Annotated in this window: 24 protein-coding genes; 9 read left to right on the top strand and 15 right to left on the bottom strand. The window is 33.4% G+C overall.

Features of this window, described 5'->3' with window-relative positions; translation table 11 throughout:
- Positions 1–2: 2 nt before the first annotated feature.
- From SB689_RS10280 to SB689_RS10270, 3 genes are all read right to left on the bottom strand, one after another.
- Entirely contained in the window at positions 3–329 is a 327-nt protein-coding gene (locus tag SB689_RS10280) for a hypothetical protein (RefSeq protein ID WP_410692031.1), read from the bottom strand.
- Positions 329–1,144 (bottom strand): 3-methyl-2-oxobutanoate hydroxymethyltransferase, encoded by an 816-nt coding sequence (panB, locus tag SB689_RS10275; RefSeq protein ID WP_066754431.1) that lies wholly within the window; start codon positions 1,142–1,144, stop codon positions 329–331. Before panB ends, SB689_RS10280 begins: the two co-directional genes overlap by 1 nt.
- Positions 1,145–1,207: 63 nt before the next feature.
- Positions 1,208–1,921 carry a Crp/Fnr family transcriptional regulator gene (locus SB689_RS10270; protein ID WP_410692029.1) on the bottom strand — a complete coding sequence of 238 codons (714 nt, stop codon included), beginning with the start codon at positions 1,919–1,921 and terminating at the stop codon, positions 1,208–1,210.
- Between the two features lie 89 nt (positions 1,922–2,010).
- On the opposite strand from SB689_RS10270, the gene SB689_RS10265 reads away from it, so the two are divergent.
- The 9 genes from SB689_RS10265 to SB689_RS10225 all read left to right on the top strand — a co-directional run bounded on the left by SB689_RS10265 (position 2,011) and on the right by SB689_RS10225 (position 11,726).
- A complete protein-coding gene (locus SB689_RS10265; protein ID WP_410692139.1) occupies positions 2,011–4,389 on the top strand; it encodes a heavy metal translocating P-type ATPase in 2,379 nt (792 codons plus the stop codon).
- 109 nt (positions 4,390–4,498) lie between these two features.
- The gene (gene ccoS, locus SB689_RS10260) at positions 4,499–4,723 is read left to right on the top strand and encodes a cbb3-type cytochrome oxidase assembly protein CcoS (RefSeq protein WP_066754428.1); all 225 of its coding nucleotides are present in this window, start codon (positions 4,499–4,501) and stop codon (positions 4,721–4,723) included.
- Between the two features lie 5 nt (positions 4,724–4,728).
- Positions 4,729–6,990 carry a cytochrome-c oxidase, cbb3-type subunit I gene (ccoN, locus tag SB689_RS10255; RefSeq protein ID WP_066754427.1) on the top strand — a complete coding sequence of 754 codons (2,262 nt, stop codon included), beginning with the start codon at positions 4,729–4,731 and terminating at the stop codon, positions 6,988–6,990.
- Positions 6,991–7,008: 18 nt separating this feature from the next.
- Entirely contained in the window at positions 7,009–7,206 is a 198-nt protein-coding gene (locus SB689_RS10250) for a cbb3-type cytochrome c oxidase subunit 3 (RefSeq protein WP_066754426.1), read from the top strand.
- 10 nt (positions 7,207–7,216) lie between these two features.
- The gene (locus tag SB689_RS10245; protein WP_410692028.1) at positions 7,217–8,098 is read left to right on the top strand and encodes a cbb3-type cytochrome c oxidase N-terminal domain-containing protein; all 882 of its coding nucleotides are present in this window, start codon (positions 7,217–7,219) and stop codon (positions 8,096–8,098) included.
- Positions 8,099–8,198: 100 nt separating this feature from the next.
- Positions 8,199–9,653: a cytochrome c oxidase accessory protein CcoG gene (gene ccoG, locus SB689_RS10240; RefSeq protein WP_410692027.1), complete on the top strand. Its 1,455-nt coding sequence runs from the start codon at positions 8,199–8,201 to the stop codon at positions 9,651–9,653.
- Positions 9,654–9,745: 92 nt separating this feature from the next.
- Complete coding sequence (locus SB689_RS10235) at positions 9,746–10,198, top strand: FixH family protein (protein ID WP_066754418.1); 453 nt, start codon at positions 9,746–9,748, stop codon at positions 10,196–10,198.
- The gene (locus SB689_RS10230; RefSeq protein ID WP_410692026.1) at positions 10,189–10,956 is read left to right on the top strand and encodes a sulfite exporter TauE/SafE family protein; all 768 of its coding nucleotides are present in this window, start codon (positions 10,189–10,191) and stop codon (positions 10,954–10,956) included. The genes SB689_RS10235 and SB689_RS10230 overlap by 10 nt, the downstream gene beginning before the upstream one ends.
- 14 nt (positions 10,957–10,970) lie before the next feature.
- Positions 10,971–11,726, top strand: coding sequence for a hypothetical protein (locus SB689_RS10225; RefSeq protein ID WP_410692025.1), 756 nt, complete (start codon positions 10,971–10,973; stop codon positions 11,724–11,726).
- Positions 11,727–11,782: 56 nt separating this feature from the next.
- Here SB689_RS10225 and serS read toward each other — a convergent pair whose 3' ends face one another.
- The 12 genes from serS to SB689_RS10165 form a co-directional block, all read right to left on the bottom strand.
- Positions 11,783–13,051: a serine--tRNA ligase gene (gene serS, locus SB689_RS10220; protein ID WP_410692023.1), complete on the bottom strand. Its 1,269-nt coding sequence runs from the start codon at positions 13,049–13,051 to the stop codon at positions 11,783–11,785.
- A 66-nt stretch (positions 13,052–13,117) separates the two neighbouring features.
- Positions 13,118–13,621: a hypothetical protein gene (locus SB689_RS10215; protein WP_410692022.1), complete on the bottom strand. Its 504-nt coding sequence runs from the start codon at positions 13,619–13,621 to the stop codon at positions 13,118–13,120.
- Between the two features lie 18 nt (positions 13,622–13,639).
- On the bottom strand, positions 13,640–14,887 hold the full coding sequence (locus tag SB689_RS10210) for an oligosaccharide flippase family protein (protein WP_410692021.1): 1,248 nt from the start codon (positions 14,885–14,887) through the stop codon (positions 13,640–13,642).
- Positions 14,888–14,890: 3 nt separating this feature from the next.
- Positions 14,891–16,540, bottom strand: a complete 1,650-nt coding sequence (locus SB689_RS10205) for an asparagine synthase-related protein (protein WP_410692019.1) — start codon at positions 16,538–16,540, stop codon at positions 14,891–14,893.
- Positions 16,537–17,658, bottom strand: a complete 1,122-nt coding sequence (locus SB689_RS10200) for a glycosyltransferase (RefSeq protein WP_410692018.1) — start codon at positions 17,656–17,658, stop codon at positions 16,537–16,539. The genes SB689_RS10205 and SB689_RS10200 overlap by 4 nt, the downstream gene beginning before the upstream one ends.
- Before the next feature lie 6 nt (positions 17,659–17,664).
- Positions 17,665–18,153: a hypothetical protein gene (locus tag SB689_RS10195; protein WP_410692017.1), complete on the bottom strand. Its 489-nt coding sequence runs from the start codon at positions 18,151–18,153 to the stop codon at positions 17,665–17,667.
- 79 nt (positions 18,154–18,232) lie between these two features.
- Entirely contained in the window at positions 18,233–19,051 is an 819-nt protein-coding gene (locus tag SB689_RS10190) for an FkbM family methyltransferase (RefSeq protein ID WP_410692016.1), read from the bottom strand.
- Positions 19,052–19,149: 98 nt separating this feature from the next.
- On the bottom strand, positions 19,150–19,935 hold the full coding sequence (locus SB689_RS10185) for a (Fe-S)-binding protein (protein WP_410692015.1): 786 nt from the start codon (positions 19,933–19,935) through the stop codon (positions 19,150–19,152).
- 2 nt (positions 19,936–19,937) lie between these two features.
- Positions 19,938–20,468 carry a hypothetical protein gene (locus SB689_RS10180; RefSeq protein ID WP_410692014.1) on the bottom strand — a complete coding sequence of 177 codons (531 nt, stop codon included), beginning with the start codon at positions 20,466–20,468 and terminating at the stop codon, positions 19,938–19,940.
- A 1-nt stretch (position 20,469) separates the two neighbouring features.
- Positions 20,470–21,852, bottom strand: coding sequence for an AAA family ATPase (locus tag SB689_RS10175; protein ID WP_410692013.1), 1,383 nt, complete (start codon positions 21,850–21,852; stop codon positions 20,470–20,472).
- A gap of 9 nt (positions 21,853–21,861) precedes the next feature.
- The gene (locus tag SB689_RS10170; protein ID WP_410692012.1) at positions 21,862–23,202 is read right to left on the bottom strand and encodes a 4Fe-4S dicluster domain-containing protein; all 1,341 of its coding nucleotides are present in this window, start codon (positions 23,200–23,202) and stop codon (positions 21,862–21,864) included.
- An 8-nt stretch (positions 23,203–23,210) separates the two neighbouring features.
- Positions 23,211–24,161: an MlaD family protein gene (locus tag SB689_RS10165; protein WP_066754391.1), complete on the bottom strand. Its 951-nt coding sequence runs from the start codon at positions 24,159–24,161 to the stop codon at positions 23,211–23,213.
- Positions 24,162–24,285 lie beyond the last annotated feature (124 nt).

Below are 24,285 nucleotides of genomic sequence, written 5' to 3'. Positions count from 1 at the left end.
TATTACTTGCGGAAATTTGGTCTGTTGGAAAACGAAATAATAACTCCGGCTAAAAGTCCCAAAGTCTTCATTCCGGAAACTCTTGAATCGTAAGGCAGAAAAGCACCAATGATACATAGCGCTGCGGCAATATACATTGGATAAACAAAATTTCTGTTCACCAATAATGGAGCCTGCAAAATAAAACTTACACCAACAACGATATAAAATATTCTTTTGGAAAGAATTGCGTTAACTTCAGGAGAAAATAAATTGAACCATCCGATTGCAAGACAAACAACGGCCAAAATTGAAATCGCTCCCTGAGCAGTTTGAAGATTTTGATTCATTAATAACTTTCTGTTTCGTTTGGAAAATCAACGTTTTTCACGTCTTTCACATATTGAGCAACCGCTCCTGTAATTTCAGTATAAAGGTCAAGATATCTTCTTAAGAATTTTGGACTAAAACCCTGGTTCATTCCAACCATATCGTGATATACCAAAACTTGTCCGTCACAATCTGGTCCAGCTCCGATTCCGATTGTTGGAATCGTAATGCTTTCTGATACTTTCTTAGCCAAATCAGCCGGAATTTTCTCTAAAACAATAGCAAAACATCCTAATTCTTCTAAAAGTTGAGCATCAGCGATTAATTTTTCTGCTTCTGCTTCATCTTTTGCTCTTACTTTATAGGTTCCGAATTTATAAATTGACTGAGGCGTCAACCCTAAATGTCCCATCACAGGAATTCCTGCGTTGATAATTTTTTTTATAGATTTTGAAATCTCTTTCCCTCCTTCAATTTTCACAGCGTGAGCCCCACCTTCTTTCATCATTCTCACTGCAGATTCCAACGCTTTTTCAGGGTTACTCTGATAGGTTCCGAAAGGTAAGTCTGCCACCACCAACGCTCTGTTTGTTCCACGAACAACACTTTGAGCATGATAAATCATCTGATCTAAAGTAATCGGCAACGTCGTTTCAAAACCCGCCATTACATTCGCTGCAGAATCTCCTATCAAAACAGCATCAATTCCACCTGCATCTACCATTTTTGCCGTGGTAAAATCATATGCAGTAAGCATCGTTATTTTCTCCTTGTCGAATTTCATTTTACGCAAGGTTTCAGTCGTAACTTTTTTAATTTCAGAGTGAACAGACATAATTTATCTATTTTTTAAAAGTTAAAAAGTCGGCTTCCGCCGACTTAAGTTTTTTTGTATGATTTATAAAACTACGTGTCCTAGTTTCATTAATTTATCGTGATTCAGAATTTTGATATTTCTTCCGTCTACTTCGATGAGACTGTCTCCTTTAAATTCAGAGATGAGACGGATCGCGCTTTCAGTAGCAGTTCCGATAATGTTTGCTATTTCTTCTCTCGTCAAAGAAATCTTGATGAACCCCTCAGGATCAACACCTAATTTCTGTTCCAATAGAATCAGAATTTCAGCCAATCTCTCTCTTACCGTTTTCTGCGCTAAGAAAGTAATGGTGTTGGAAGACTCTCCCAACTCGTAAGAAATTTTTTGAAGCATTACGAAAGACAATTGAGGATCTACCTCCAGAAGATACATAAAAACTTCGGCAGGAAGAAAAATACACTCAATATCTGTCATTGCTTCTGCTTTGGCTTGAAAATTTTCTCCACAAAGCAAAGATCGGTAGCCGATGATATCGCCTTCTTTAATAAATCTCAAAATCTGGTCTTTCCCGAAAGCTCCCGATTTGGATAGCTTAGCGGCACCTTTTTCTAAAAAGTACACTCCTTTTGGAGTTTCTCCGTCTTCGAAAATGGTATCGTGCTTTTGAAAACTCAACCTCTTTTTGGCGTTGATATACTTCTCAAAATCTACACTAGTAAGTCTTTCCTTGAATGATTTATCATTAAAAACTCTGGCGAACCTCTCTTCAATTGCAATCTGTTGTTCCTGCGACATTTTATATGACATTTATCACAAAAATAGCACATTTTAAAACGATAAACAAAAAAAAATGTTATAATTTTGTAAGTCAATAATTTATGGAGGTGAACGAGAACTGTTTTCATTGCGGACAAGGTATAGAAAAGGAAAGAATTATTTTTGATGAAAGGATCTTCTGTTGCAACGGTTGTAAATCTGTCTACGAAATTCTGAATACCAATAATTTAAGTAATTTTTACGAATTAAATAAAACGGCGGGAATTCGTCCAAGTGATGAGAATTCTTCCCAATTTGATTATTTAGATACTCCGGAAATCTTTGACAAAGTAACAGATTTTTCGGAAGGAAACACCAGTTTGATCACATTCAAAGTTCCTGTAATACATTGTTCTTCTTGTATTTGGCTATTAGAAAGCCTTCATACATTAAATGAAAATATTAAATATTCTCAGGTTAATTTTACAAGGAAGACCTTACAGGTTTCATTCAACCATAACGATCTAAAATTAAGCGAACTAGCTAAATTTTTAACCAATCTAGGATACAAACCTGTCATCAGCCTCGAAACTGCTGATAAAAATGAAGATCATCTTGACAAATCTTTATTAGTGAAATTTGCCATTGCCGCCTTTGCTTTTGGTAACGGAATGTTTCTTGCCTTTCCAGAATATATTGGTGGCGAAGATTATTGGATGGAACATTATAAAGGTTTATTCAGAACCTTGATATTCCTTCTAGCGACACCTGTTGTATTTTACTCAGCTTCAGATTATTATAAATCTGCTTGGTACGGTTTAAAAAATAAGATCGTCAACATTGATGTTCCGATTGTTTTAGGGATTTTTGTTCTCTACGGAAGAAGTATTTATGAAGTGGTAACGGATTATGGCCCAGGATATTTCGATACGCTTTGTGGACTTTTATTCTTCATGCTGCTCGGGAAAATCTTCCAAAAAAGGACGTACAGCGCTCTTTCCTATGATAGAGATTACAAATCTTTCTACCCGATTGCTGTAACGAAAGTTGATTTTGAAGGAAAACAGGATAATATTTTATTGTCTGAAATAAAAGTTGGTGACAGAATTTTAGTTAGAAATCAGGAAATCATCCCTGTTGACGGAATTTTGATTAATGGAGAAGGAAATATTGACAACAGTTTTATTACCGGAGAAAGCGAAAGTATCAGCAAACAACCCGGAGACAAAATTTTCGCAGGAGGAAAACAAGTTGGATCTTCTTTGGAATTAGAAGTTATTAAAAATGTTGATCAAAGTTATTTAACTCAACTGTGGAATAAAGAAGCTTTTAAAAAGCACGAAACAGGACTTGATACGCTGACAAATAACGTTAGTAAATACTTCACATTCATTATTTTAGGCATCGCTTTAGTTGCAGGAACTTATTGGTATTTTATTGATTTAAATACAATGTTCCAAGTTGTTTCCGCGATTTTGATTATTGCTTGCCCATGTGCGCTTGCATTGTCTGCTCCGTTTACTTTCGGACACATTATGAGGATCTTAGGTAGAAATAAATTCTATGTAAAAGATACTTTAACGATTGAGAAAATTGCGAAGATCAATACTCTCGTTTTTGATAAAACCGGGACAATTACGCATAGAAAAAAATCAAATATTAAATATGATGGTCCTGAAATTCAGGAATTTGATTTATTAAATATCAAAACTTTATTAAAAAATTCAAACCATCCACTTTCAAAATCTTTATATGAATTCATTGAGTCTAAGGATGAATATTTCCCTGTGGAAAGCTTTCAGGAAATCTCAGGAAAAGGTTATGAAGCTAATGTAAGAGGCAATATTTATAAGATTGGTTCTGCACGTTATAATAATCAAGAGTCCAAAAATCTTGAGACCGCTGTTTACATCAGCAAAAATGACGAGTTTTTAGGAAAGTTCATCTTTAAAAATGAGTATCGTGCCAAACTTAAAGATTTATTTAAAAAATTAACTAACTATAAAATTTATATTCTGAGTGGAGATAACTCTTCAGAAGAAAATCAGTTAAAAGAATTAATTCCAAATTGTCAGGCTATGGCTTTCAATCAAAGCCCGGAAGACAAACTTAATTATATCAAAAATCTTCAAGACAAAAACTTAAAAGTCGCCATGCTTGGAGACGGCTTAAATGACGCCGGAGCCCTTAAACAAAGCAACGTAGGAATCGCAGTTGCCGATGACACCAACAGCTTTACTCCGTCTTCAGATGTCATCATGAATGGTGATAAAGTAGTTACTCTTGATAACTACCTAAACGTTTGTAAAGGCTCGATCACTATTGTAAAAATGACATTCATAATTAGTTTTCTATACAATATTGTTGGATTAAGCTATGCCGTAACAGGCCACATGCATCCGCTTTTTGCAGCACTGATAATGCCTGCAAGCTCCATCACCGTAGTTACATTCACAACCGTTTCAACATGGATACTTGGAAGAAAGTATTTCAAAAAACACGCTTAAAAGCCCTTATTTAGACTGATTTTAAATTAGCAAGAACCGCTATTTCGTGATTAATATCATTATTTTTCACTAAATTTGAGCCCTGAAAATAGGTTAATTTTGTTGTCAAATGGATATTCTATATTTAATGATCCTCTGCAGTGTTTCTTTGGCTGCAATTTTCTTGGTCGTTTTTATAGTCAATGCAAGGAAAGGACAGTTCGAAGATGATGAGTCTCCGGCAGTGCGAATCCTCTTTGACTCAGGCGAAATCAAGGAAAAAGAAGATGATGGCAATAAACCCAACAAGAAAGAAATAGGAGAAAATAATAAAATTGAAGAAAAAAGTGAATAGTTGATATGGAGACACAAAAGTTTAGTTATGACAACAGTATTGTTCGGGCATTCCTTTACGCGACCATAGTTTTTGGGCTTATTGGGTTCTTGTTTGGGCTTACGGCAGCGTTAATGCTTTTCTACCCGGAACTTCCTGAATTTTTATTCGGAACAGATGATACTACGATTCAGAGTTTGAAGAGTGGGAACATCCAAGGCTTAATAAACACACATGGGGCGTTTGGTTTTGGTAGAATCAGGATGTTGCACACCAACACCGTAATCTTTGCATTCGTATGTAATATCGTTTATACCGGTATTTATTACTCATTACAAAGACTATTAAAAACAAGAATGTACAGCGATACATTGTCTTGGTTACATTTCTGGACTTGGCAATTTATGATTGTTGCTACGTTCGTTACTTTCTTTATGGGGATCAATACCTCTAAAGAGTACGCAGAACATGAATGGCCAATTGACATATTAATTGCATTCTCATGGATCATTTTCGGAGCAAATATGTTCTTAACAATTGCGAAGAGAAGAGTAAGACACCTTTATGTAGCCATCTGGTTCTACATCGGTACTTGGATCGCAGTGGCAATGCTTCACATTTTTAACAACTTAGAAGTTCCATTATCTTTCACAGGTTGGAAATCTTATTCAGCATATGCTGGGGTAAAAGATGCTATCGTACAATGGTGGTATGGTCACAATGCAGTAGCATTCGTATTGACAACTCCTGTTTTAGGTTTGATGTATTACTTCTTACCAAAAGCTGCTGACAGACCGGTTTTCTCATACAAACTGTCTATTATTCACTTCTGGTCATTAATTTTCGTATATATCTGGGCTGGTCCTCACCACCTTCAGTATACAGCACTTCCGGCTTGGGCTCAGGCAGTGGGAACTGGTTTCTCTATCATGCTTATTGCACCATCTTGGGGAGGAATGCTGAACGGGCTTCTTACATTAAGAGGAGCTTGGGATAAGGTAAGAGAAAATCCTATCTTGAAATTCTTCGTAGTTGCAGTTACCTGTTATGGTATGGCAACATTTGAAGGACCGCTTTTAGCAACAAAAAATATCAACAAAATTGGTCACTTTACTGACTGGGTTATTGGTCACGTACACTTAGGAGCTTTAGGATGGAATGGTTTCATGGCATTCGGGGTTATCTATTATTTGGTACCAATCTTGTGGAGAACAAAAATATACTCAGTAAAATTGGCTAACTGGCACTTCTGGTTAGGTACATTAGGAATCATTTTCTATGCTGTACCAATGTATATCTCAGGATTTACTCAAGGATTAATGTGGAAACAATTTAATCCGGACGGAACTTTGATGTATAAAAACTGGTTGGATACAGTAACAGCGATCATCCCTTACTTCAAAATGAGATTCGTAGGAGGATTATTCTACATCTCTGGAGCCATCTTAATGATCGTTAACGTTGTAGCTACTGTAAGAAAAGGATCATTCCAAAAAGAAGTTCCTGCAGAAGCACCTGCTTTGGCAAACATCGGAAAAAACAGAAAAGAAGGAGAAGGTACTCACCTTTGGTTAGAAAGAACTCCTGTATTATTAGGAATCTTATCTTTCTTAACAATATCTATTGGTAGTTCTGTGGAAATCATCCCTACACTATCTCTTAAGAAAAGTGTACCAACGATTTCAGCAGTAAAACCATATTCACCACTTGAATTAGAAGGTAGAGATCTTTATATCCGTGAAGGATGTAATGCTTGTCACTCTCAGATGGTAAGACCATTCAGAGATGAGATCACGAGATTCAACGGTAAAAACGGACAGTATTCAAAAGCTGGGGAGTTCGTATATGACAGACCATTCTTATGGGGATCAAAAAGAACAGGACCAGATTTACATAGAGAAGGAGGTAAAAACCCAAGTTCTTGGCACTACAAGCATATGTATAACCCAAGATCTACATCTGCCGGTTCTATCATGCCTCGTTACCCTTGGTTAATTGCAACAAACTTAGACAGATCTAAAATGGTTGATAAAATGTTACTAATGAAAAATACTTTCGATGTACCATATACAAAACCTCAGATAGATTCTGCTAATGCATGGGCAGACAACCAGGCTTCGAAAATTGTAAAAGATATCTTCTCTGAAGCAGCTGACTTAAAAGATGCTTATGCTAAGAGACCTAAAGGAGAATTAGAGAAAAAAGAGATTGTAGCTCTTATCTCGTACCTACAAAGATTAGGAACTGATATCAAAACAACGGAAATAAAAACAGCAAGTAATAACTAAACATTAAAAGCTTCAAAAATGATTCCTCAGAACTTTAAAGATATATTATCCAATACCGAAAATGCAGGCTTGTATCAAACATTGGCACTGATATTCTTTATGATGTTCTTCGTAGCCTTAATCATATATGTTTTTAGCAGACCTAAAAAATATTATAAGGAAGAAGAAGAAGCTCCACTGGGGGATGATGGAGACGATTTTAATTTAAAAAATTAAACTATTTATTATGAAACAAAGGACACCGGTTGTTGTAAACATTTTAATAATAATTGGACTTCTAATAGTTTTTTATTATTTGTTTGTACAGAGCTACACGTTTTTAGCTTCACCATATTTCTGGGGTACTGTTGTGATAGGTGCTATTTTGGCTTATATCCACAGTTCGATCGGAGATTTAATTGAAAATAATAAATTCAAAAAATTATCTGCAGAAGAAAAAGCAGCATATTTAGCAGAAAAGAAAGTTCCTTTTTTAAAGAGAATATATGAAAGTGCATTCAAAAAACAATCTGCTACAGAAGAAAAAGATATCCTTATTGACCACGGTTTCGACGGAATCATGGAATTGGATAACCAATTACCAAAATGGTGGGTAGGTTTATTCTATTTTGGGACTGCTTTTTGTATAGTTTATATATGCGCATTCTCTTTCACAGATTTCGCTCACCCATTAAGTGAGTACGAGAAAGAATATAAAGAGCAGATTGCAAGTATTGCAGAATACGAAAAAAGTCAGCCTCCTGTAACTATTGAAACAGCAAAATATTCTGCTGATAATATTGCAGACGGTAAGGAGCTTTTCAAAACCAACTGTGCATCATGTCACAAGGAAGATGGTAGTGGTGGTATCGGTCCAAACTTGACGGATAACTACTGGATCAACCAGCCAGAGAAAACTTTATTTAAAAACGTTTTCCATATGGACTGGAATGGTTCTCCTACTAACCCTGCGATGAGAGCATTCGGTAAAAACGGTGAAGTTTCCGGAGCCGAGATTGAGAAGATTGCAGCGTATGTATATCACATCAATCAAGAGCAACCGCCAGTGACACCAGCTCAGGGTGGAGCAGCTCCTCAGGGAACAGAAGCTCATTGGGAAAAAGAATAATTTAAAATTAAATTTTAAAACATATGAAAAAACATAATTTGTTATTAGATTAAAAAATAGTAACGAATTATGTTTTTCTTTTTTTAAACACATTACAAAAATGTCAGAAATAGAAGAAACAGAAGTACGTGGCGGACAGGGACAGGTTCTGGACCCTGAGACTTACAGAGATTCTATAGGGACAATGGAGCGATCCGGAAAAAGAAAATGGGTATTTCCGAGAAAGCCTAAAGGTAAATTTACCAACTATAGAGATATTGTAAGCTATACCCTATTGGTTATTTATTTTGCAGTGCCATTCATCAAGATCAATGGCAACCCATTCTTTTTGTTCAACGTTATTGATAGGGAGTTTTACATCATTGGACAGCCTTTCTATCCACAAGACTTTTTCATTCTTACTTTAGGTGCCATAGCCTCTTTAATATTTATCATCATTTTTACGATTGCGTTCGGAAGAATTTTCTGCGGGTGGATATGCCCTCAGACAATTTTTATGGAATCGATTTTCCGTAAAATTGAATATCTTATTGAAGGTGACCGAAACAGCCAAATGAGACTGGACAGACAAGAGTGGAACAGCGAAAAGATCTGGAAAAGAAGCTTAAAATGGACAGTTTATATGATCATTTCCTTGATCATCACTCACTTTATGCTGATGTATATTGTTGGATATCAGGAAATATTTAAAATTATATCAGAAGGGCCATTTGCACATCCTACCAATTTTATTGTAATGGTTCTTTTTACTGCAGCATTTTACTTTGTATTCGCTTGGTTCAGAGAGCAGGTTTGTACATTGGTTTGTCCTTACGGAAGATTGCAGGGAGTTTTAATTGATAAAGATACCATCAACGTTTTCTACGATTTCAACCGTGGAGAAAACAGATCAAAATGGAGAAAAGGTGAAGACAGGAAAGCTGCCGGAAAAGGAGATTGTATCGACTGTCATCAATGTGTAGTAGTTTGTCCTACAGGAATCGACATCAGAGACGGACAGCAGTTGGAATGCATCAACTGTACTGCGTGTATCGATGCTTGTGATGAAGTAATGGAGAAAGTAGGTCTTCCAAAAGGTCTAATCAGATATGCTTCTGAAAACGAAATTGAACAAGGAACTGAATTTAAATTCACAGGAAGAATGAAAGGTTTTGCGGTCGTTCTGGCTTTATTGGTTGGGTTCTTAGGATTTTTACTTTACAATCGTGGAGAGATGGAGGCCAAGTTCATCAAACCTGCAGGAAGCACATTCTTCGTAAGAGACGGAAAAATTACAAACACCTACAATTATACATTCTTAAACAAGACAAACGACAAGAAAATTGTAACGATAAAGGTAATCGAGCCTAAACATGGTGAAATCATCTACAGCGCATCAAGCAAAATTACTGTAGACAGAGATAAAATGTCAAAAGGAACCATCAATATCAGCTTCCCTGAGGATGATATGAAACTTTCAAAACAAAACATCTCGATCGGAGTGTATGATATGAACGGAAAATTGATCGATTCTTATCAAACCTATTTTGAAGGACCATTTAAATTACAGTTTTAAATTTTAGCAATGAAATTGTCCTGATTTTGAAACACAAAACCAAAATGGAACATAATTTCAGATGACCTTTAGAAAATAATAAAATTTACATAATGAAAAACTTTAGTTGGGGACACGGTGTTGTAATTGCATTATTTGCATTCATAGTTTTTATTTTATCGATGTTATTTCTTTTCCCGAATGGGCAGAAAAACTCTGAAATGGTAACCGATAATTATTATGAAGAAGAATTAAAATACCAGGATGTAATTGATGCCAAGAAGAAAGCAGACGATTTACAGGAAAAACCTACATATAAACAAGATACAAACGGAATTAAAGTAATCTTTCCTAAAGGATATGATAATTCTAACACAACGGTAAAATTTGTTTTAAACAGAACCGATGACCAGAATTTAGATATCAAAAAATCTGAACAGCTGGATGCAAATCAATCTATTTTAATTCCGGGAAAAGTATTAAAACCAGGAAATTATACATTGAGATTGATGTGGACGAAAGATAAAACAGACTACAGAATGGATTATGATGTGATATGGAAATAGCACTTATTTTATCGGCTATCGGCTTGGGTTTCGCCTCCGGATTTCACTGTATCGGAATGTGCGGACCTATTGCCCTATCGATGGGATTGACAAAAAAACAGGCTACCAATTATTATCTTCAAAATCTAACGTACCAATTCGGAAGAATTTCCACCTATGCGCTTTTAGGAGCAGTTTTAGGAATTATTGGTCAAGGTTTTGAAATGGCAGGGTTTCAAAAATATTTAACAATAGCTGTCGGAATTTTATTGATTATAATGGCCGTATTTTCTTTTGGAGGAAAAGATTTTGCTTCGAAAATTCCTTTCTTTTCTAAATTTTTATTTAAAGTTAAATCCAATTTAGGAAGGCTTCTTCAAAAAGCAGATTACCGTTCAAGATTTACAACAGGTATTCTTAACGGATTTTTACCTTGTGGAATGGTTTACATGGCTTTAACGGCAAGTTTAGCAAGCGGAGGAATATGGCAGGGAGCTGCATATATGGCTTTATTTGGATTCGGAACACTTCCATTCATGTTTGCGGTAGTTCTTGTCGGAAACTTGATGAATCAGGCTTTTAGAGTAAAAGTTTTAAAAGTAATTCCTGTAGTGATGATCGTTTTAGGAGGATTATTTATCGTAAGAGGGCTGGAACTCGGAATTCCTTACATTTCTCCAAGAGCTGAGACAATGACCATTTCTAAAGATAATCAAGGCGATTGCCATTTGCCGGGAGATCACAGCACCCATCAGCACAGTACAGTCAATTGTCATTAACCATAACTAAAACCATGAAAAAAACTCTACTTTTACTTTTAATCAGCCTTTTTGTGCTGCAATCCTGCGTGATTAATTCTGAAATTGTTTATCATAAAGACGCTGCATCAACCATGCTCACTGATATTGATATGAAGGAATTCATCAAAGAAATGAAAGCCATGACTCCCGATTCTTTACAGAACAAAAAAGAGTTTGGAGATATGGATAAGCTCCCAACAACATGGACCAGCATTTATGAATTGGAAAAAAAGGAAGGAAAAACTACAAAAGATCCCGATTCTTTAAGAATCATGAAGAAAATTTTCATGAAATCTTCCAAAGAAAATAATGATCCTGTTGGTTTTTCATTAAAATTAGATCATTTCACTCAAACTGATTATAAAGCATTAAATAACTTTACAAAACAAGAAACACTTCCTTTAGAACAAAATATCTATAACCTTTGGGATGGTAAAACGTTAACAATCGATACAAATAATTTTAATCTAAAAAGTCTTAAGGAAGCATTATCAAAACAGTCACCTGACGGACAATCTGATGAAGCTGGAGACGACGGAAAAACCGAAGGAATGATGATGATGTTTTTCAAAAAAATTGAAACTACATTAAAATTTGAAGGTAAAATAAAATCAATCACCGGAAAACACGATTGGCTGAAACAAGTTGACGACCATTCTGTAAAAATAGAATATGATATAAAATCGATGTTTGATAAGGATGCAACACTTAAAAATGCAGACAAGAAAATAATCATAGTTACCGAATAAAACAAAACCACCGAAAATTTCGGTGGTTTTTTATTTTAGTTTAAACTCTTTTAAGCTTAATTAATTACATCAAATCTCGCATATTCAGCAACCTTTTTAGGAAGCTTGATACCTTCTTCTGTTTGATTATTCTCAAGCAAAGCAGCCATAATTCTTGGTAGAGCCATTGCAGAACCATTTAATGTATGAACTAATTGAGATTTACCATCCGTTTTATAACGGCACTTCAAACGATTCGCCTGAAAAGTTTCAAAGTTAGAAACTGAACTTACTTCTAACCACATTTCCTGAGCAGCACTCCAAACTTCGAAATCGTATGTCATTGCAGACGCAAAGCCTGTATCTCCACCACAAAGTCTCAAAACTCTGTAAGGAAGTTCAAGATCCGTTAAGATCTCTTTGATATGCTCAACCATTTCTTCCAAAACAGCGTAAGAATTTTCAGGCTTTTCAAGTCTCACAATTTCTACTTTCTCGAATTGGTGAAGACGGTTTAACCCTCTTACGTGAGCTCCATAACTTCCCGCTTCTCTTCTGTAGCATTGAGAAAATGCTGTATTTTTAATCGGAAGATCTTTTTCCTCCAACAAAACATCACGGTATAAATTCGTAACCGGAACTTCCGCTGTTGGAATTAAATATAAATCATCTGCCTGAATATAATACATCTGTCCTTCCTTATCCGGCAACTGACCTGTTCCATATCCTGAAGCTTCATTCACAACGTGAGGAGGATTAACTTCCATATATCCTTTCTCAACATTTTTATCTAAGAAATATTGAACCAAAGCTCTCTGCAATCTCGCCCCTTTTCCTAAATAAACAGGGAAACCGGCACCGGCAATTTTCACTCCTAATTCAAAATCGATCAAATTATATTTTTTAGCCAGTTCCCAGTGAGGAATTGCTCCTTCACCAAGACCTTCAACATCATGAGACTGATAAATAATTTCGTTATCCTCTGCAGAAGCTCCGCTTTTTACCAATTCATTTGGAATGTTCGGAAGCTGGTATAAAATATCTAATAGAGCTTTTTCTTTGATTTCTAACTGAGATTTCAATTCTGAGCTCGACTCTTTGTATTGTGCTGTTTTAGATTTTGCAGATTCTGCTTCTTCTTTTTTACCTTCTTTCATCAACAATCCAATTTCTTTGGAGATCTTGTTGATTTCTGAAAGTTGAGAATCTAATTCAAATTGGATTTTTTTTCTTTCGTCGTCAGTAGCAATAGCATCATCTACCAACTCAAGATTTTTGAATTGTCTTTTTTTCAGACCTTCTAAAACGCGTTCTTTATTGTCGCGCAAAAAATTGACTTGTAACATTGTATTTAGATGTTAGTTATTAGAATGTTAGACATAAATTATCTAACAGTTGTGCAAATTTAAAAATTATTTTACGATTGTAACTACGTTTGGTCCTCCAGGTTGTTTTGTAAACCTTAAGGTGTCATTATAATATACTTTGGAGACTTCAAAAACTGTAGGAGTCCGGCGGTACTGAATCTCCAATTTTTCCTGAATCGTATCTATCGGTACATTATTTATCGCTTTTCTTAGCGAAACAGTAATAACCGAATGATAGGTTTTATTATCTGGATCCAAAGTGTCCAGTCCTATTCTTTTTGCTCCTGCAATATATTCAATATAAAAAAGAGAATCGGAAGTCACTTTTAGTGAACTGGTTACGGAAGCAATATCTGTATCCGCAAGATCATCATTCAGCGAATAGGTATAGAAAGTACTGTCTTTCTTTTTATGAAATAAGTCCCTCCCGGAACTATTTTTCATGTAAATATTTAATATCTGATCTATTTTTTGAATATCATCTTCATCACCTCTACAGCTTAGAAGTGCAAAAAATACGACCAATATTCCGAAAATAACATTTTTCATTCCAACAAAGATAAAAACTTATTTTAATTCTTTAAGATATTTATAAAAGAAGAAGGCCAAAATAAGACCCGACAAAATCAATGTAACAGAAACACTGATCGTCATTCCCATCAAATGATACTTCGGAACTAAAATAAAAGACAACCCAATTAAAAGCAATAAAGAAAACAACGAAACTTTAGTATTGACAGCCATTTTCCCAACAGCAGACATTAAATTTCCATATAAATTTCTAAAAAGAATATTCATTAAAAAAGTAAAAATGAAAATCACAAATAACCATGAGTTTTCAGCATACTTTTCATTAAAAAATATCTTCAAAATATCTTTACTGAAAAATGCACAGACAACAAAAATTAAGCTACAAACAGGAATGAAAAATTTATAATATCCTGAAATATAACTCTTAAGAAAAGTTTTATTCGTATAATTCTTAGCCAACAACGGAAAATCACTTTGCATAAAAGCTAAAGCAAGAAAAGTAACATTAGATGGAATAAGTATAGCAACACGATAATCTGCGACATAATTTTCATTTAATAAAAATCCTAGAAGAAGGATATCTACAGAAAACAAAGCATCCGACAAAACTGTTGTTCCTGATGTATGAAATGCATATTTCCAAATATCTCTTGAACTAAAAATATTGGGTGTTTCTTTTACAGCTAAATCAGTTTTTTTATACCAAAAAAATGAAAGAAACGGAACCAATGCGATCGCAATAAGATATCCTTTTAGTTCGAAAAAATAAGTAAACACAAGCGTTATAATTAATCCAAAAATACTTATAACATTATTTAATTTGGCAAATTCGCGATTTTTACCGTTGATTCTCAACTCCGTCTGAATATAATTGAAAAAATAAAACCCTACAAAACGCAAAGCGAAAAATATAAATATCCAGAATATATCTTCATATTTATTGACATAAAATAAACTGCTTCCTAAAAAAATCACCGTAAGAATCAATTGATAAATAAAGCCTCGTCTTAAAAGATAAGCCGAAAGTTTTTCTTTATCAGCCTGTATTTCAGAAATAGACCCATATCTCAGTAAACTCTGATGGCTTCCTAAGCCTGTACACGATGAAAAAAGAGCGAAAATAGCAGCAACAATACTCATTTTACCAAAATCTTCTGTCGGTAAAAGTTTAATGATAAACAATGAGGAAAGAAAAGCACAAAGTTTTCCAATCAATAAAGAAACAAGAACATACTGCCCCTGATTTTTAAGAAAGTTCTGTAAAAAAATCTGTAGACTTTTCATTCATTAAAAGTACAGTTTAAAAATAGATAAAATATTAATTGCCTGACATTTATGGTAAAACAATTTTGACGAAAAAAGATTAATGACATCATCACGAAGTTCAGGATACTCTTGTAATCTATCCAGATTTTCTTCAAAATAATCATTATAATTTTTTTGAATGCTGATATCAGAATCATAATAATATTGATAAGGATACATGCTCGTTTTCTCTGGTTTTTTTAATATTTTATCATAGAAAGCATTATAAGCTCCTTTTAAATATTTTTCACCGAAAGGAATTTTCCATTGTGCATCAGGCTTCATTAAAGTACGTTCCCAAGTATATTTTGAGGCTTCATTACAATGTTTTAAAAGCCATTGAAGATAAAATTTATGTTTATACTTCCACTGTTCCGGAAGACTTATGGAGAATTTTATAAACTCTTTTGTCATAAAAGGAGAAAGTAGATATGCTTTATCCTGCATTACCTGGACTCCTAATACCGTTCTATTGTAAGCAAGATTTTTCAACAAGAAAATCTCTTCTCTTTCATAATTTTTAAAAACTTGATCTAAATTTTCCTGTATTTTTGGCAGAAATGATTTATTCACAATAATTTTATACTGTGAAGGAGCTTTACTTTTAGGCTCAGAATTGAACCCTCCTAAAATACCATCCCCAATCTGTCCACCATGAAAGATTGAAAAACCATCAAATTTTAATTGGTCTAAAGCGTAACTTACATGCACTCCGCCTGTATAAAGGCTTGTACCCTCGGAAATTCTTGTAAGTTCATCAATTTTATTTAAAAAAGAACCTTTATCCAGCGGAACAAATTCATAATTAATATTATAATTAGAAGCTATTTTTCTGGATATTTTTTCATCAAAATAATCTTTTTGAGAAAAACATAATGCACAATCGATATCAAAATTATTTTTAATTGCATACATCATTGCCATACGGCTATCTAAACCACCACTGAGTAAAGCTAAATGTGACCCACCAAGTTCAATATCTTTTTCATATTCCATTTTTACACCTTCTGTAAAAATTTCATGAATTTGGTCTAATGCACTGTCTTGAGATTTGTTATAATATGGGATATTATTTACATCAAAATACTCTATCTTCTTAAAATTCAGACTCTCGCAATCAATTTCTAAAATTTGAGAATCTAACATTTTATAAGCGTTTTCAATTGGAGTTCTGTCTTCTAAAAGATTTCCAATGGCAAGGATTTGATAGATCGATGTCATATCTGGTTTCAAAGTATAACCGTGATTTTTAATCGTCTGGCTTAATCTTACAAGATCAGAATCTATAAAAAAAGTGTCCTTAATTTTAGAATAGAAAACTCTTTGTGTCGCAGTAGGATTGGTAAAAACATAAAGTTTATTTTGTTTTTTATCCCAAATACATCCTCTGAATTCACCTTCAAACTGTTGTATAATTTTCCACCCGAATTTATTATATTTTTTTTTGATACAATCATTGAAATCAGAAACTGAATCTTCTTTTAAAAGCTGTTTTTTATTCAAAATAATTCCTTCCAGCAAAATATCAAATTCTGAGGATTCAATCAATACAGAATTAAAGCTATTTTCATTGAAAAAGCTTTTTGTATCAACCTGATTTTTTTTTATAATAACAGAAAAGCCTTTTGTCATGATATTATTTCTTTATAAACCTCTGTAAACTGATTGGCAATAGACTCTCTTGAATAGCCGTTTACAGAAAACTGTCTGATTTCCGATTCATTTTTAAAAGAATATTCCTGATTACAGATTTTTTCTAAAACGTTATAAAGCTGATCTGTATTGTTTTTTTCAATTCCAATTCCTAAACCATCAATGATAAATTCGGCAGCACCACCAACTTTTGTTGAAATTACAGGTTTTCCACATGCATAAGATTCTAAAATTACACAACCTTGAGTCTCATTTTCACTGAATAAAATGAAATAATCTGAGTTCTGCATTTTTTCAGCAACTTCAGCGTAACTTATTGCATCAAAAACTTTTATATAATTTTCAGCACGTAAATCCTTAACCAAATTGATTAAAGATTCAGTTTCACCATCGCCTCCGATTTCTAAACTAACCTGAAATCCGTTTTGATGTAACAAATGGACAGCATTAATGATATCTTTCGGTCTTTTGCGGGGAATTAAGCTTGATACGTGGAGAAATTTGATTTCTGATTGTACAGTTTTAGGCTTAACAGTAAAAAGCTCAGTATCAACAACATTTGAAATTACTTTCATTGGAGTTGTAATTCCTAATTGTTTTAAACTGTCTTTTAAATTATAACTTACAGGCAGAATATAGCCCGCATTTTTTGCTATATATTTTGCAATTCGTTTAACAGTATTGGATGTTTTGTCAAGATTCTGCTCCTGTAAAGCCGTCCAATGTTCTGTAACAACGAATGGAATTTTATATTTTTTCTTCAAATAGACTGCAAAAAGCATGTTATTATGAAGAACACTGGCATGAACCAAATCTGGCTTTTGCATCTTGGCAAATCCCATTTTGTAGGCCTTCATTCGCCTGAAAAAATTTAGAGCCGGATTGTTGGAATTTTTATAATAAATAATAAGCGTTTTGATTCCGTTTATTAATTTATCATCAAAAATAAATTCTTCTTTTTGGTTGATATCTCCGATCGTATGCAGTATTTCCACATCATGTAACAATGCAGCCGCTTCCGCATGACGCTGCACAAAATTACCGTTTGTAGGCTCCAATTTGTTCGGGAACCATGAGGAAATAAAAAGTATTTTCAAGAGAAATTATTTTATAGAAGCAGCCCAGCTTTTATCGATCGGTAAAAGAAAATGACCTAAGAAATCAAGATACGTGTTTTTTGAAAAATCAAAAACCTCGATGTCTCTTGATAATTCTCCGTTTCTCAATTTTGTTTTAAAATCGATCAATTTTAAGGTTTTAATTTCGCCATTCTCTACAAAACTCGCCTTCATTCTGTCGAATAAACCTAATTGATATTCTTCATCGATCTCTCTCATGATCTTGCCCAGCGCATCGATACTACATCCGGAAGCCATTTCCTTCTCCTCATCCACACAAACCACGATAAACTGATTTTTCTCTATCTTAAAAGATGATGAAAGCGGTTTTCCGTGTGCAGCCCAAGTTGCCAGAAAATCATACAATTTTTCAGTAACTGTCTTTGCTTCTTTCGTTGTGAAAGGTCTTGATGCCGGATATATAATAACTCTGTAGTCGTTAGCTTCTACGATACTTGATTCTTCAATCTTCATTTTAGATGATTTTTAAAGTATAAAATTACGATTTTTTCTTCAAATAGTAAGAGTTGTAACTTATTGCAACCTATCCGAATTATTGAATAAACTCAAAAACAGCGTTATAAGAATTTTCGTTTTGGCTGAGTACTTTTGTTTTGGTGTAGCCTTTTTCTGTAAGTAATTGGATTAATTCTTTTTCGCTGCGGTTGGAAGCTTTGAGGGCGATATTGTTTATTTCTATTATAATTTTTGGACGGATGTCGGTTAATACCTTTTCCATTCCTTTTAAAGCAAAATATTCGGCACCTTCGATGTCTATTTTAATTAAATCTATATGCGAAATTCCATTTTCTTTTACATAATTATCCAAGCTAATGCTTTCAACTTTTTCTTTTGAAGTATATTCCTGAAGGTAAGAAGATGCCATTCCAACATTATCATAAGTTTCGTTATAAAGAATCTCGATAAATCCCTTCTGATCAGAAATTGCCAGATGCTCTAAAGTAATATTTTTAAAATCATTTATTTTAATATGATTTTTAAACTGCTCATAATTTAGTTGAAAAGCTTCAAATGAATAAATATTGCCTTTTTCTTTAACAATTTTAGATGCATTAAGTGAAAATAAGCCAATATTTCCTCCGATATCGATAAAAGTATCGTCTTCTTTTAAGGTCTTATATAAAAAATCGATTTCATCTTTTTCATATTCTCCCAAGAAGTAAATCTGTTGCTGGATCCAATCATCAAGATTGATATTGAGTTTGATAGAATCTCTATAAATTATCGTTTTTTTTACATTCCGAAAAAGATGATATCGCTTAAAAATATATTTATGGAACGCAAAATATTTCTGCCTGAAAAAATTAAAGCTTAAAATAAATCTAAAAAATGAAGCCAGAATACTTCTCATATTGGTTTTCTATGTTCTTGCAAGATACAATTTTGAATTAAAAACAAAAAACTCAAGATCACTCCTGAGTTTTAATACTATATAAAATAATTATTTTCTTATAAATCTTCTGCTTCAGCCAAAAGCTCAACAATATCTTTCACAACAACTTCTTCATTCTTGTTAAAGTGCTTCACTCCATCCGTCATCATTGTATTACAGAATGGGCAACCTGTAGCGATTACTTTGGGCCCTAAAGCTAGAGCTTCTTCTGTTCTTTCGATGTTGATATCTTTAATTCCTCTTTCAGGCTCTTTAAACATCTGTGCACCTCCTGCTCCACAACAAAGACCATTAGTCTTGCAACGCTTCATTTCTACAAGCTCGGCATCTAATTTTTCAAGCAACATTCTTGGAGCTTCATACTCACCATTTGCTCTTCCTAAATAACAAGGATCATGGAAAGTGATTTTTTTACCTCTGAAAGCTCCGCCTTCAATTTTCAATCTACCTTCTTCCATTAGCTTTCTAAGGAATTGTGTATGATGTATCACTTCAAAATTCCCTCCTAAACTTGGATATTCGTTTTTAAGTGTATTGAAACAATGTGGACAAGCCGTTACTATTTTTTTAACATCATAAGCGTTCAGAACTTCAATATTCGTTAAAGCCATCATCTGGAAAACGAATTCGTTTCCGGCACGTTTTGCAGGATCTCCAGTACAGCTTTCTTCCTGTCCTAGAACAGCAAATTCAACGCCTATTTTGTTAAGTATTTTGCAAAATGCTTTCGTAATTTTTTTGGCACGGTCGTCAAAACTTCCTGCACAGCCAACCCAAAATAAAACTTCGGGTGATTTCCCTTCGGCAGCGTATTCTGCCATTGTTTTTATATGTAAATCCATAATTAATTACTAAAAGTTAATTCATTACCAATGAATAAATTTGGACAACCTGTTTCTGTAAGCAGTTTATTAATTCTAACCTGTTCTGCAACTTGAATGCTTTGAGTAAAAGTTGGTAAATTTGGCTTTAGACAAATAATTCCATATATATGTATCAAGCTTATTGTAGGGAACCTTAATTTTATTTTTTTTATTGTCTCTATTATCTGATCTAGGGCATCATCTTTTTTTGAATCAGATTTCCATGAATTAGAAAAATCTGTTAAAGATTTTATCTCAATAAAACAGGCAATCGTATCATCATTTAATAAAAAATCACATTTTCTGCCATCGTTTGCATGATACACACAACTATCTATTTTAGTAAAATCAATTTTTTTATTTTTAGGATTAATAACTTTAAAATCGTAACTAGTCGAGTCTGATATCCTACATGGTATGCCCACGCCCCCATCATCACAAATATAAAATACTTCATCCGTTATCGTTGATAAACAAGTAGAAAAATTAGTATTATTAAATATACTTTTCATATTATTCAACTGAAGCAACCGCTATTTTTCTAAAATCATTCATTATATCTTCTGAAACCTGGTCAATTACATTATTTTCAATTAATCCACTATTTTTATTAAATATTGATTTAGTTTTACCATTAATTATTTGATATGCGGAAAAATCTTTTGGATTTATCCACGATTTGCTAGAAATAATAGAATCAATATTTGAAAATTTTTTCTTTTCATTTTCATTCCCCTTAATGTAGGCAAATAATAAATTATTTAATGACGAAAGAAAAAAAGGACTATGAGTAGTATAAAAATGCATAGTTCCTTTATCTATTTTTCCAAAATCATCCCCTCTTCCACTTTCTAGTAATTTTAAAAGATCATATTGAGCTCTAGGAAATAAATTAGTTTCAGGCTCCTCAATGACGAAAGAATAATTAACATATCCTTTATCTCTATTCTTTACATATTCTATAGGTAGAATAATTGGAATTATACTTTGGAATCCCGAAGCACTTTCAGTTAACTTAATACTTTTTCTTTTAGAAAAATATATTCTATCTTCCCCATTAATATTTTTATAAATAATTCCTTCTTTTAGAAATCCAATATCAAATTCTTTAATTTCAAATGAAGCATTACTATAAATACTAGCAAAATTCAATAAGTGCTTAGGTATTGGTATCTCTAAATTTTGAAATGAAAGCGCTGCTTGTTTTAATAAATTAACTATAACTCTTTCGGCAGGAATATATAAAGGTGATTTAAAAAAATAATCTCTTTTAGTGCTATTTATTGCATCTATAACTCGCAAAATTTCTTCCTCCTTTAGATCCAAATCATAATCGAAAGTACTCAAAAATTCATTATATAATTTAGAAACATTGTCTGACATTTTTTCAGCATGACTTAGTCTCTGCCACATTATTGAAAACTTATAAGAAAAGTCAAAGTTATCGGATATTTTACATAGTTTCCTAAATTCTTCTTTACAATTATTGAAGTCTTTTTTTTCAAAAGATTCATTAATTTTTGATACATCTATTTTATCAATAAACGAAATAGTATTCTTTTTTATTTCAACCTTATGTGTAGTGCTTTCAAATAAAATTTCTGTTTTACTACTTAAACAGTCAATAATTGAATAATCTTCAAGTGCTTCTTTAAATTTATTAAAGCTAGGTTCTTTAAATAATTCTAAATCCTCTTTATTTTTAGTTATTGAGAAAAATGTCTTGCCCCCCTCATTAAAATTATGATAAAGTTTGGGCGAATTACATATTGTATATAATTTTGCTAAAGTACTCTTTCCACTAGCTTGTGGTCCAATAAAAACGTTTACACTTTTTAGATCTAAATTAGCACTTTCTATTGGTCCAAAATTTTTAACTATTAATTTTGATTTCATAATTCAAATTTAATCATTTGCCCAATTCAAACGGTCAGCCTGGTTATATTGCCAAGGAGCAGCATTGTTTTCCACATTCGTCATCATCAAATTCAATTCCTGTGGAGCAGCGGACTGTTCCATTACCAAGAATCTTCTCATTTCAAAAATGATAGAAAGCGGATCTAATAATATCGGACAAGCTTCGGTACAAGCGTTACATGTAGTACATGCCCAAAGTTCTTCTTTGGTAACATAATCATTCAACAGCTTTTTACCATCGTCAACGAATGATCCGTTTTTATCGATATTTCTTCCAACTTCTTCCAATCTGTCTCTTGTTTTCATCAAGATCAATCTTGGAGAAAGTTTTTTACCTGTAATATTTGCAGGACAAACAGAAGTACATCTTCCACATTCCGTACAAGAATATGCATTTAATAACTGAACCTGATTTAAATCAAAAATATCTTCAGCACCAAATTTAGACGGAACATCAGCTTCCGCACCTTCTGCCGGAGCAGCGTAAGGATCTGCATTGGGATCCATCATCAATTTAATCTCTTTAGTTACAGAATCTAAATTGTTGAATTTTCCTTTCTTATCTAAATTGGCAAACCAAGTACTTGGGAATGCTAAAATTATGTGTAAATGCTTTGAATAGTAAAGATAATTCATGAAGAAAAGGATTCCCACAAAGTGAAACCACCAAGCTGCCTTTTCTGTGAATATCAAAAATCCGTTATCAAAACTGAAAATTTCCAAAAACGGAACAAAAATCATTTCACTAATCGGGAAAGATCCAAGATGATGAAAACCTTCCACACCTCTCGTTTGTAGAATAAGATCTGAGGCATTCATTTTAAAGAAAGCCATCATTAAAGCAAACTCAATGATCAAAATCCAGTTGGCATCATTCTTTGGCCATCCGAAAAGTTCTTTCATCGTTAATCTTTTCACTCCGTAAAAATTTCTACGAATAAAGAAAGTAACAACTCCGATTACCACTAAAAGGGCTAAAATTTCTAATGTTGCGGTAAAGAAACCGTAAAAAGTATCTCCAAAAATTGTTGCTAAGAATCTATGTGTCCCGAAAATTCCGTCAACGATGATTTCTATTAATTCAATATTAATGATAACAAAACCAACGTACACGAAAAGGTGTAAAATTCCTGCAACAGGACGTGCTGACATTTTGCTTTGTCCCATCGCAACTCGTGCCATGGTTTCCCAGCGTTCCGGTTTATTATCACTTCGGTTGATCTCTCTTCCTAATCTGATATTTCTATATATCTTTTGCAGACTTTTTGCAAAAAGCCCAAACCCTGCAACTAATAAAATCAGAAAAATAATATTATCGATATATTGCATAAGGTATATTAGTCTTTATTGTTCTTACCAAAAACTGAGAAATTAATGTATCTCTTAGGATTGGCTTTCATATCTTCAATTAACGAGTTCAGGTTGGTAGATGCTGAGTTCAGATTGTTGTAAAGCTGCTCATCCTTCATCAGTTTTCCTAAACTTCCTTGTCCATTATTGATTCCCGCAACAACATCATTTAGTTTGCCAACAGTAGCATCTAGATTAGCAATAGTCGCATTCAATTTTTTAGTATCAATGCTTTCTGCTAAGTTTCCGTATTTATCTAGAGTAACTTTACCTGTCTGCATGGTTACACTTGCGTCATCCAATACTTTTTGAAGTTTCGGATCGTTATTACCAACCAAAGTATTTACACTTCCTGCAGTAGTTTGTAACGCTCCAACAGTTTTGTTAAGATTTGCAAGCAATAATCTGATCTCTTCTCTGTTTTGTGCGTTGACAACCTGATTGGCACTAGACATTAAAGAGTCTACTCTGTATAAAACAGTTTGTAATTGATCTTTAACAGGCCCTACCTGAGAAGAAAGACTTCCCAAAGTACCCAATTTGAAGGCCCCCTGTAAAGTATCGCCATCTTTTGCAGAGGCTCCACCATACGACAAATTAACTCTCATTTCTTTACCAGACATTAATCCCGGTTCAAAAATTTCAAGAGTTGATTGTTTTGAGAATTCAAAATTATTGTCAACAGTAACTTTTACGATAAAATGAATCTTCCCATCTTTTGTTCTTTGAGGAACGATTTTGTCAACCTGACCTACCTTCAATCCATTGATCGAAACAGGGGAAGATTGTGCTAATCCCTCAACGTTATCATATTTTGCGTAAAATATATTATCGGTAGTAAAAAGGCTTCTGCCTTTCATAAATTGGAATAATATCACAAAGCCAACAATGGCTAAAATTGCTATTACACCAGCTTTTAATTCTTTACTGAACTTCACTTGCTAAATTTTTTCTATGAGCAAATATAACACATTTTAAATTAATGTTTTCTTTTATTGCTCTGCGTTAAATACAAAAAATGCGGCAAAAACTTTGCCGCATTTTATATGAATGAAATTAAAT

The organism is Chryseobacterium sp. SIMBA_038, from assembly GCF_046535115.1.
Lineage (GTDB): Bacteria > Bacteroidota > Bacteroidia > Flavobacteriales > Weeksellaceae > Chryseobacterium.
Note: the sequence above shows the minus strand (reverse complement) of the source record. Positions and strands in the feature narration are given on the sequence as shown.

Coding starts and splice junctions, on each gene's coding strand:
- SB689_RS10280 (WP_410692031.1), bottom strand. CDS start 329: ATGAATCAAAATCTTCAAACTGCTCAGGGAGCGATTTCAATTTTGGCC.
- panB (WP_066754431.1), bottom strand. CDS start 1,144: ATGTCTGTTCACTCTGAAATTAAAAAAGTTACGACTGAAACCTTGCGT.
- SB689_RS10270 (WP_410692029.1), bottom strand. CDS start 1,921: ATGTCGCAGGAACAACAGATTGCAATTGAAGAGAGGTTCGCCAGAGTT.
- ccoS (WP_066754428.1), top strand. CDS start 4,499: ATGGATATTCTATATTTAATGATCCTCTGCAGTGTTTCTTTGGCTGCA.
- ccoN (WP_066754427.1), top strand. CDS start 4,729: ATGGAGACACAAAAGTTTAGTTATGACAACAGTATTGTTCGGGCATTC.
- SB689_RS10250 (WP_066754426.1), top strand. CDS start 7,009: ATGATTCCTCAGAACTTTAAAGATATATTATCCAATACCGAAAATGCA.
- SB689_RS10245 (WP_410692028.1), top strand. CDS start 7,217: ATGAAACAAAGGACACCGGTTGTTGTAAACATTTTAATAATAATTGGA.
- ccoG (WP_410692027.1), top strand. CDS start 8,199: ATGTCAGAAATAGAAGAAACAGAAGTACGTGGCGGACAGGGACAGGTT.
- SB689_RS10235 (WP_066754418.1), top strand. CDS start 9,746: ATGAAAAACTTTAGTTGGGGACACGGTGTTGTAATTGCATTATTTGCA.
- SB689_RS10230 (WP_410692026.1), top strand. CDS start 10,189: ATGGAAATAGCACTTATTTTATCGGCTATCGGCTTGGGTTTCGCCTCC.
- SB689_RS10225 (WP_410692025.1), top strand. CDS start 10,971: ATGAAAAAAACTCTACTTTTACTTTTAATCAGCCTTTTTGTGCTGCAA.
- serS (WP_410692023.1), bottom strand. CDS start 13,051: ATGTTACAAGTCAATTTTTTGCGCGACAATAAAGAACGCGTTTTAGAA.
- SB689_RS10215 (WP_410692022.1), bottom strand. CDS start 13,621: ATGAAAAATGTTATTTTCGGAATATTGGTCGTATTTTTTGCACTTCTA.
- SB689_RS10210 (WP_410692021.1), bottom strand. CDS start 14,887: ATGAAAAGTCTACAGATTTTTTTACAGAACTTTCTTAAAAATCAGGGG.
- SB689_RS10205 (WP_410692019.1), bottom strand. CDS start 16,540: ATGACAAAAGGCTTTTCTGTTATTATAAAAAAAAATCAGGTTGATACA.
- SB689_RS10195 (WP_410692017.1), bottom strand. CDS start 18,153: ATGAAGATTGAAGAATCAAGTATCGTAGAAGCTAACGACTACAGAGTT.
- SB689_RS10190 (WP_410692016.1), bottom strand. CDS start 19,051: ATGAGAAGTATTCTGGCTTCATTTTTTAGATTTATTTTAAGCTTTAAT.
- SB689_RS10185 (WP_410692015.1), bottom strand. CDS start 19,935: ATGGATTTACATATAAAAACAATGGCAGAATACGCTGCCGAAGGGAAA.
- SB689_RS10180 (WP_410692014.1), bottom strand. CDS start 20,468: ATGAAAAGTATATTTAATAATACTAATTTTTCTACTTGTTTATCAACG.
- SB689_RS10175 (WP_410692013.1), bottom strand. CDS start 21,852: ATGAAATCAAAATTAATAGTTAAAAATTTTGGACCAATAGAAAGTGCT.
- SB689_RS10170 (WP_410692012.1), bottom strand. CDS start 23,202: ATGCAATATATCGATAATATTATTTTTCTGATTTTATTAGTTGCAGGG.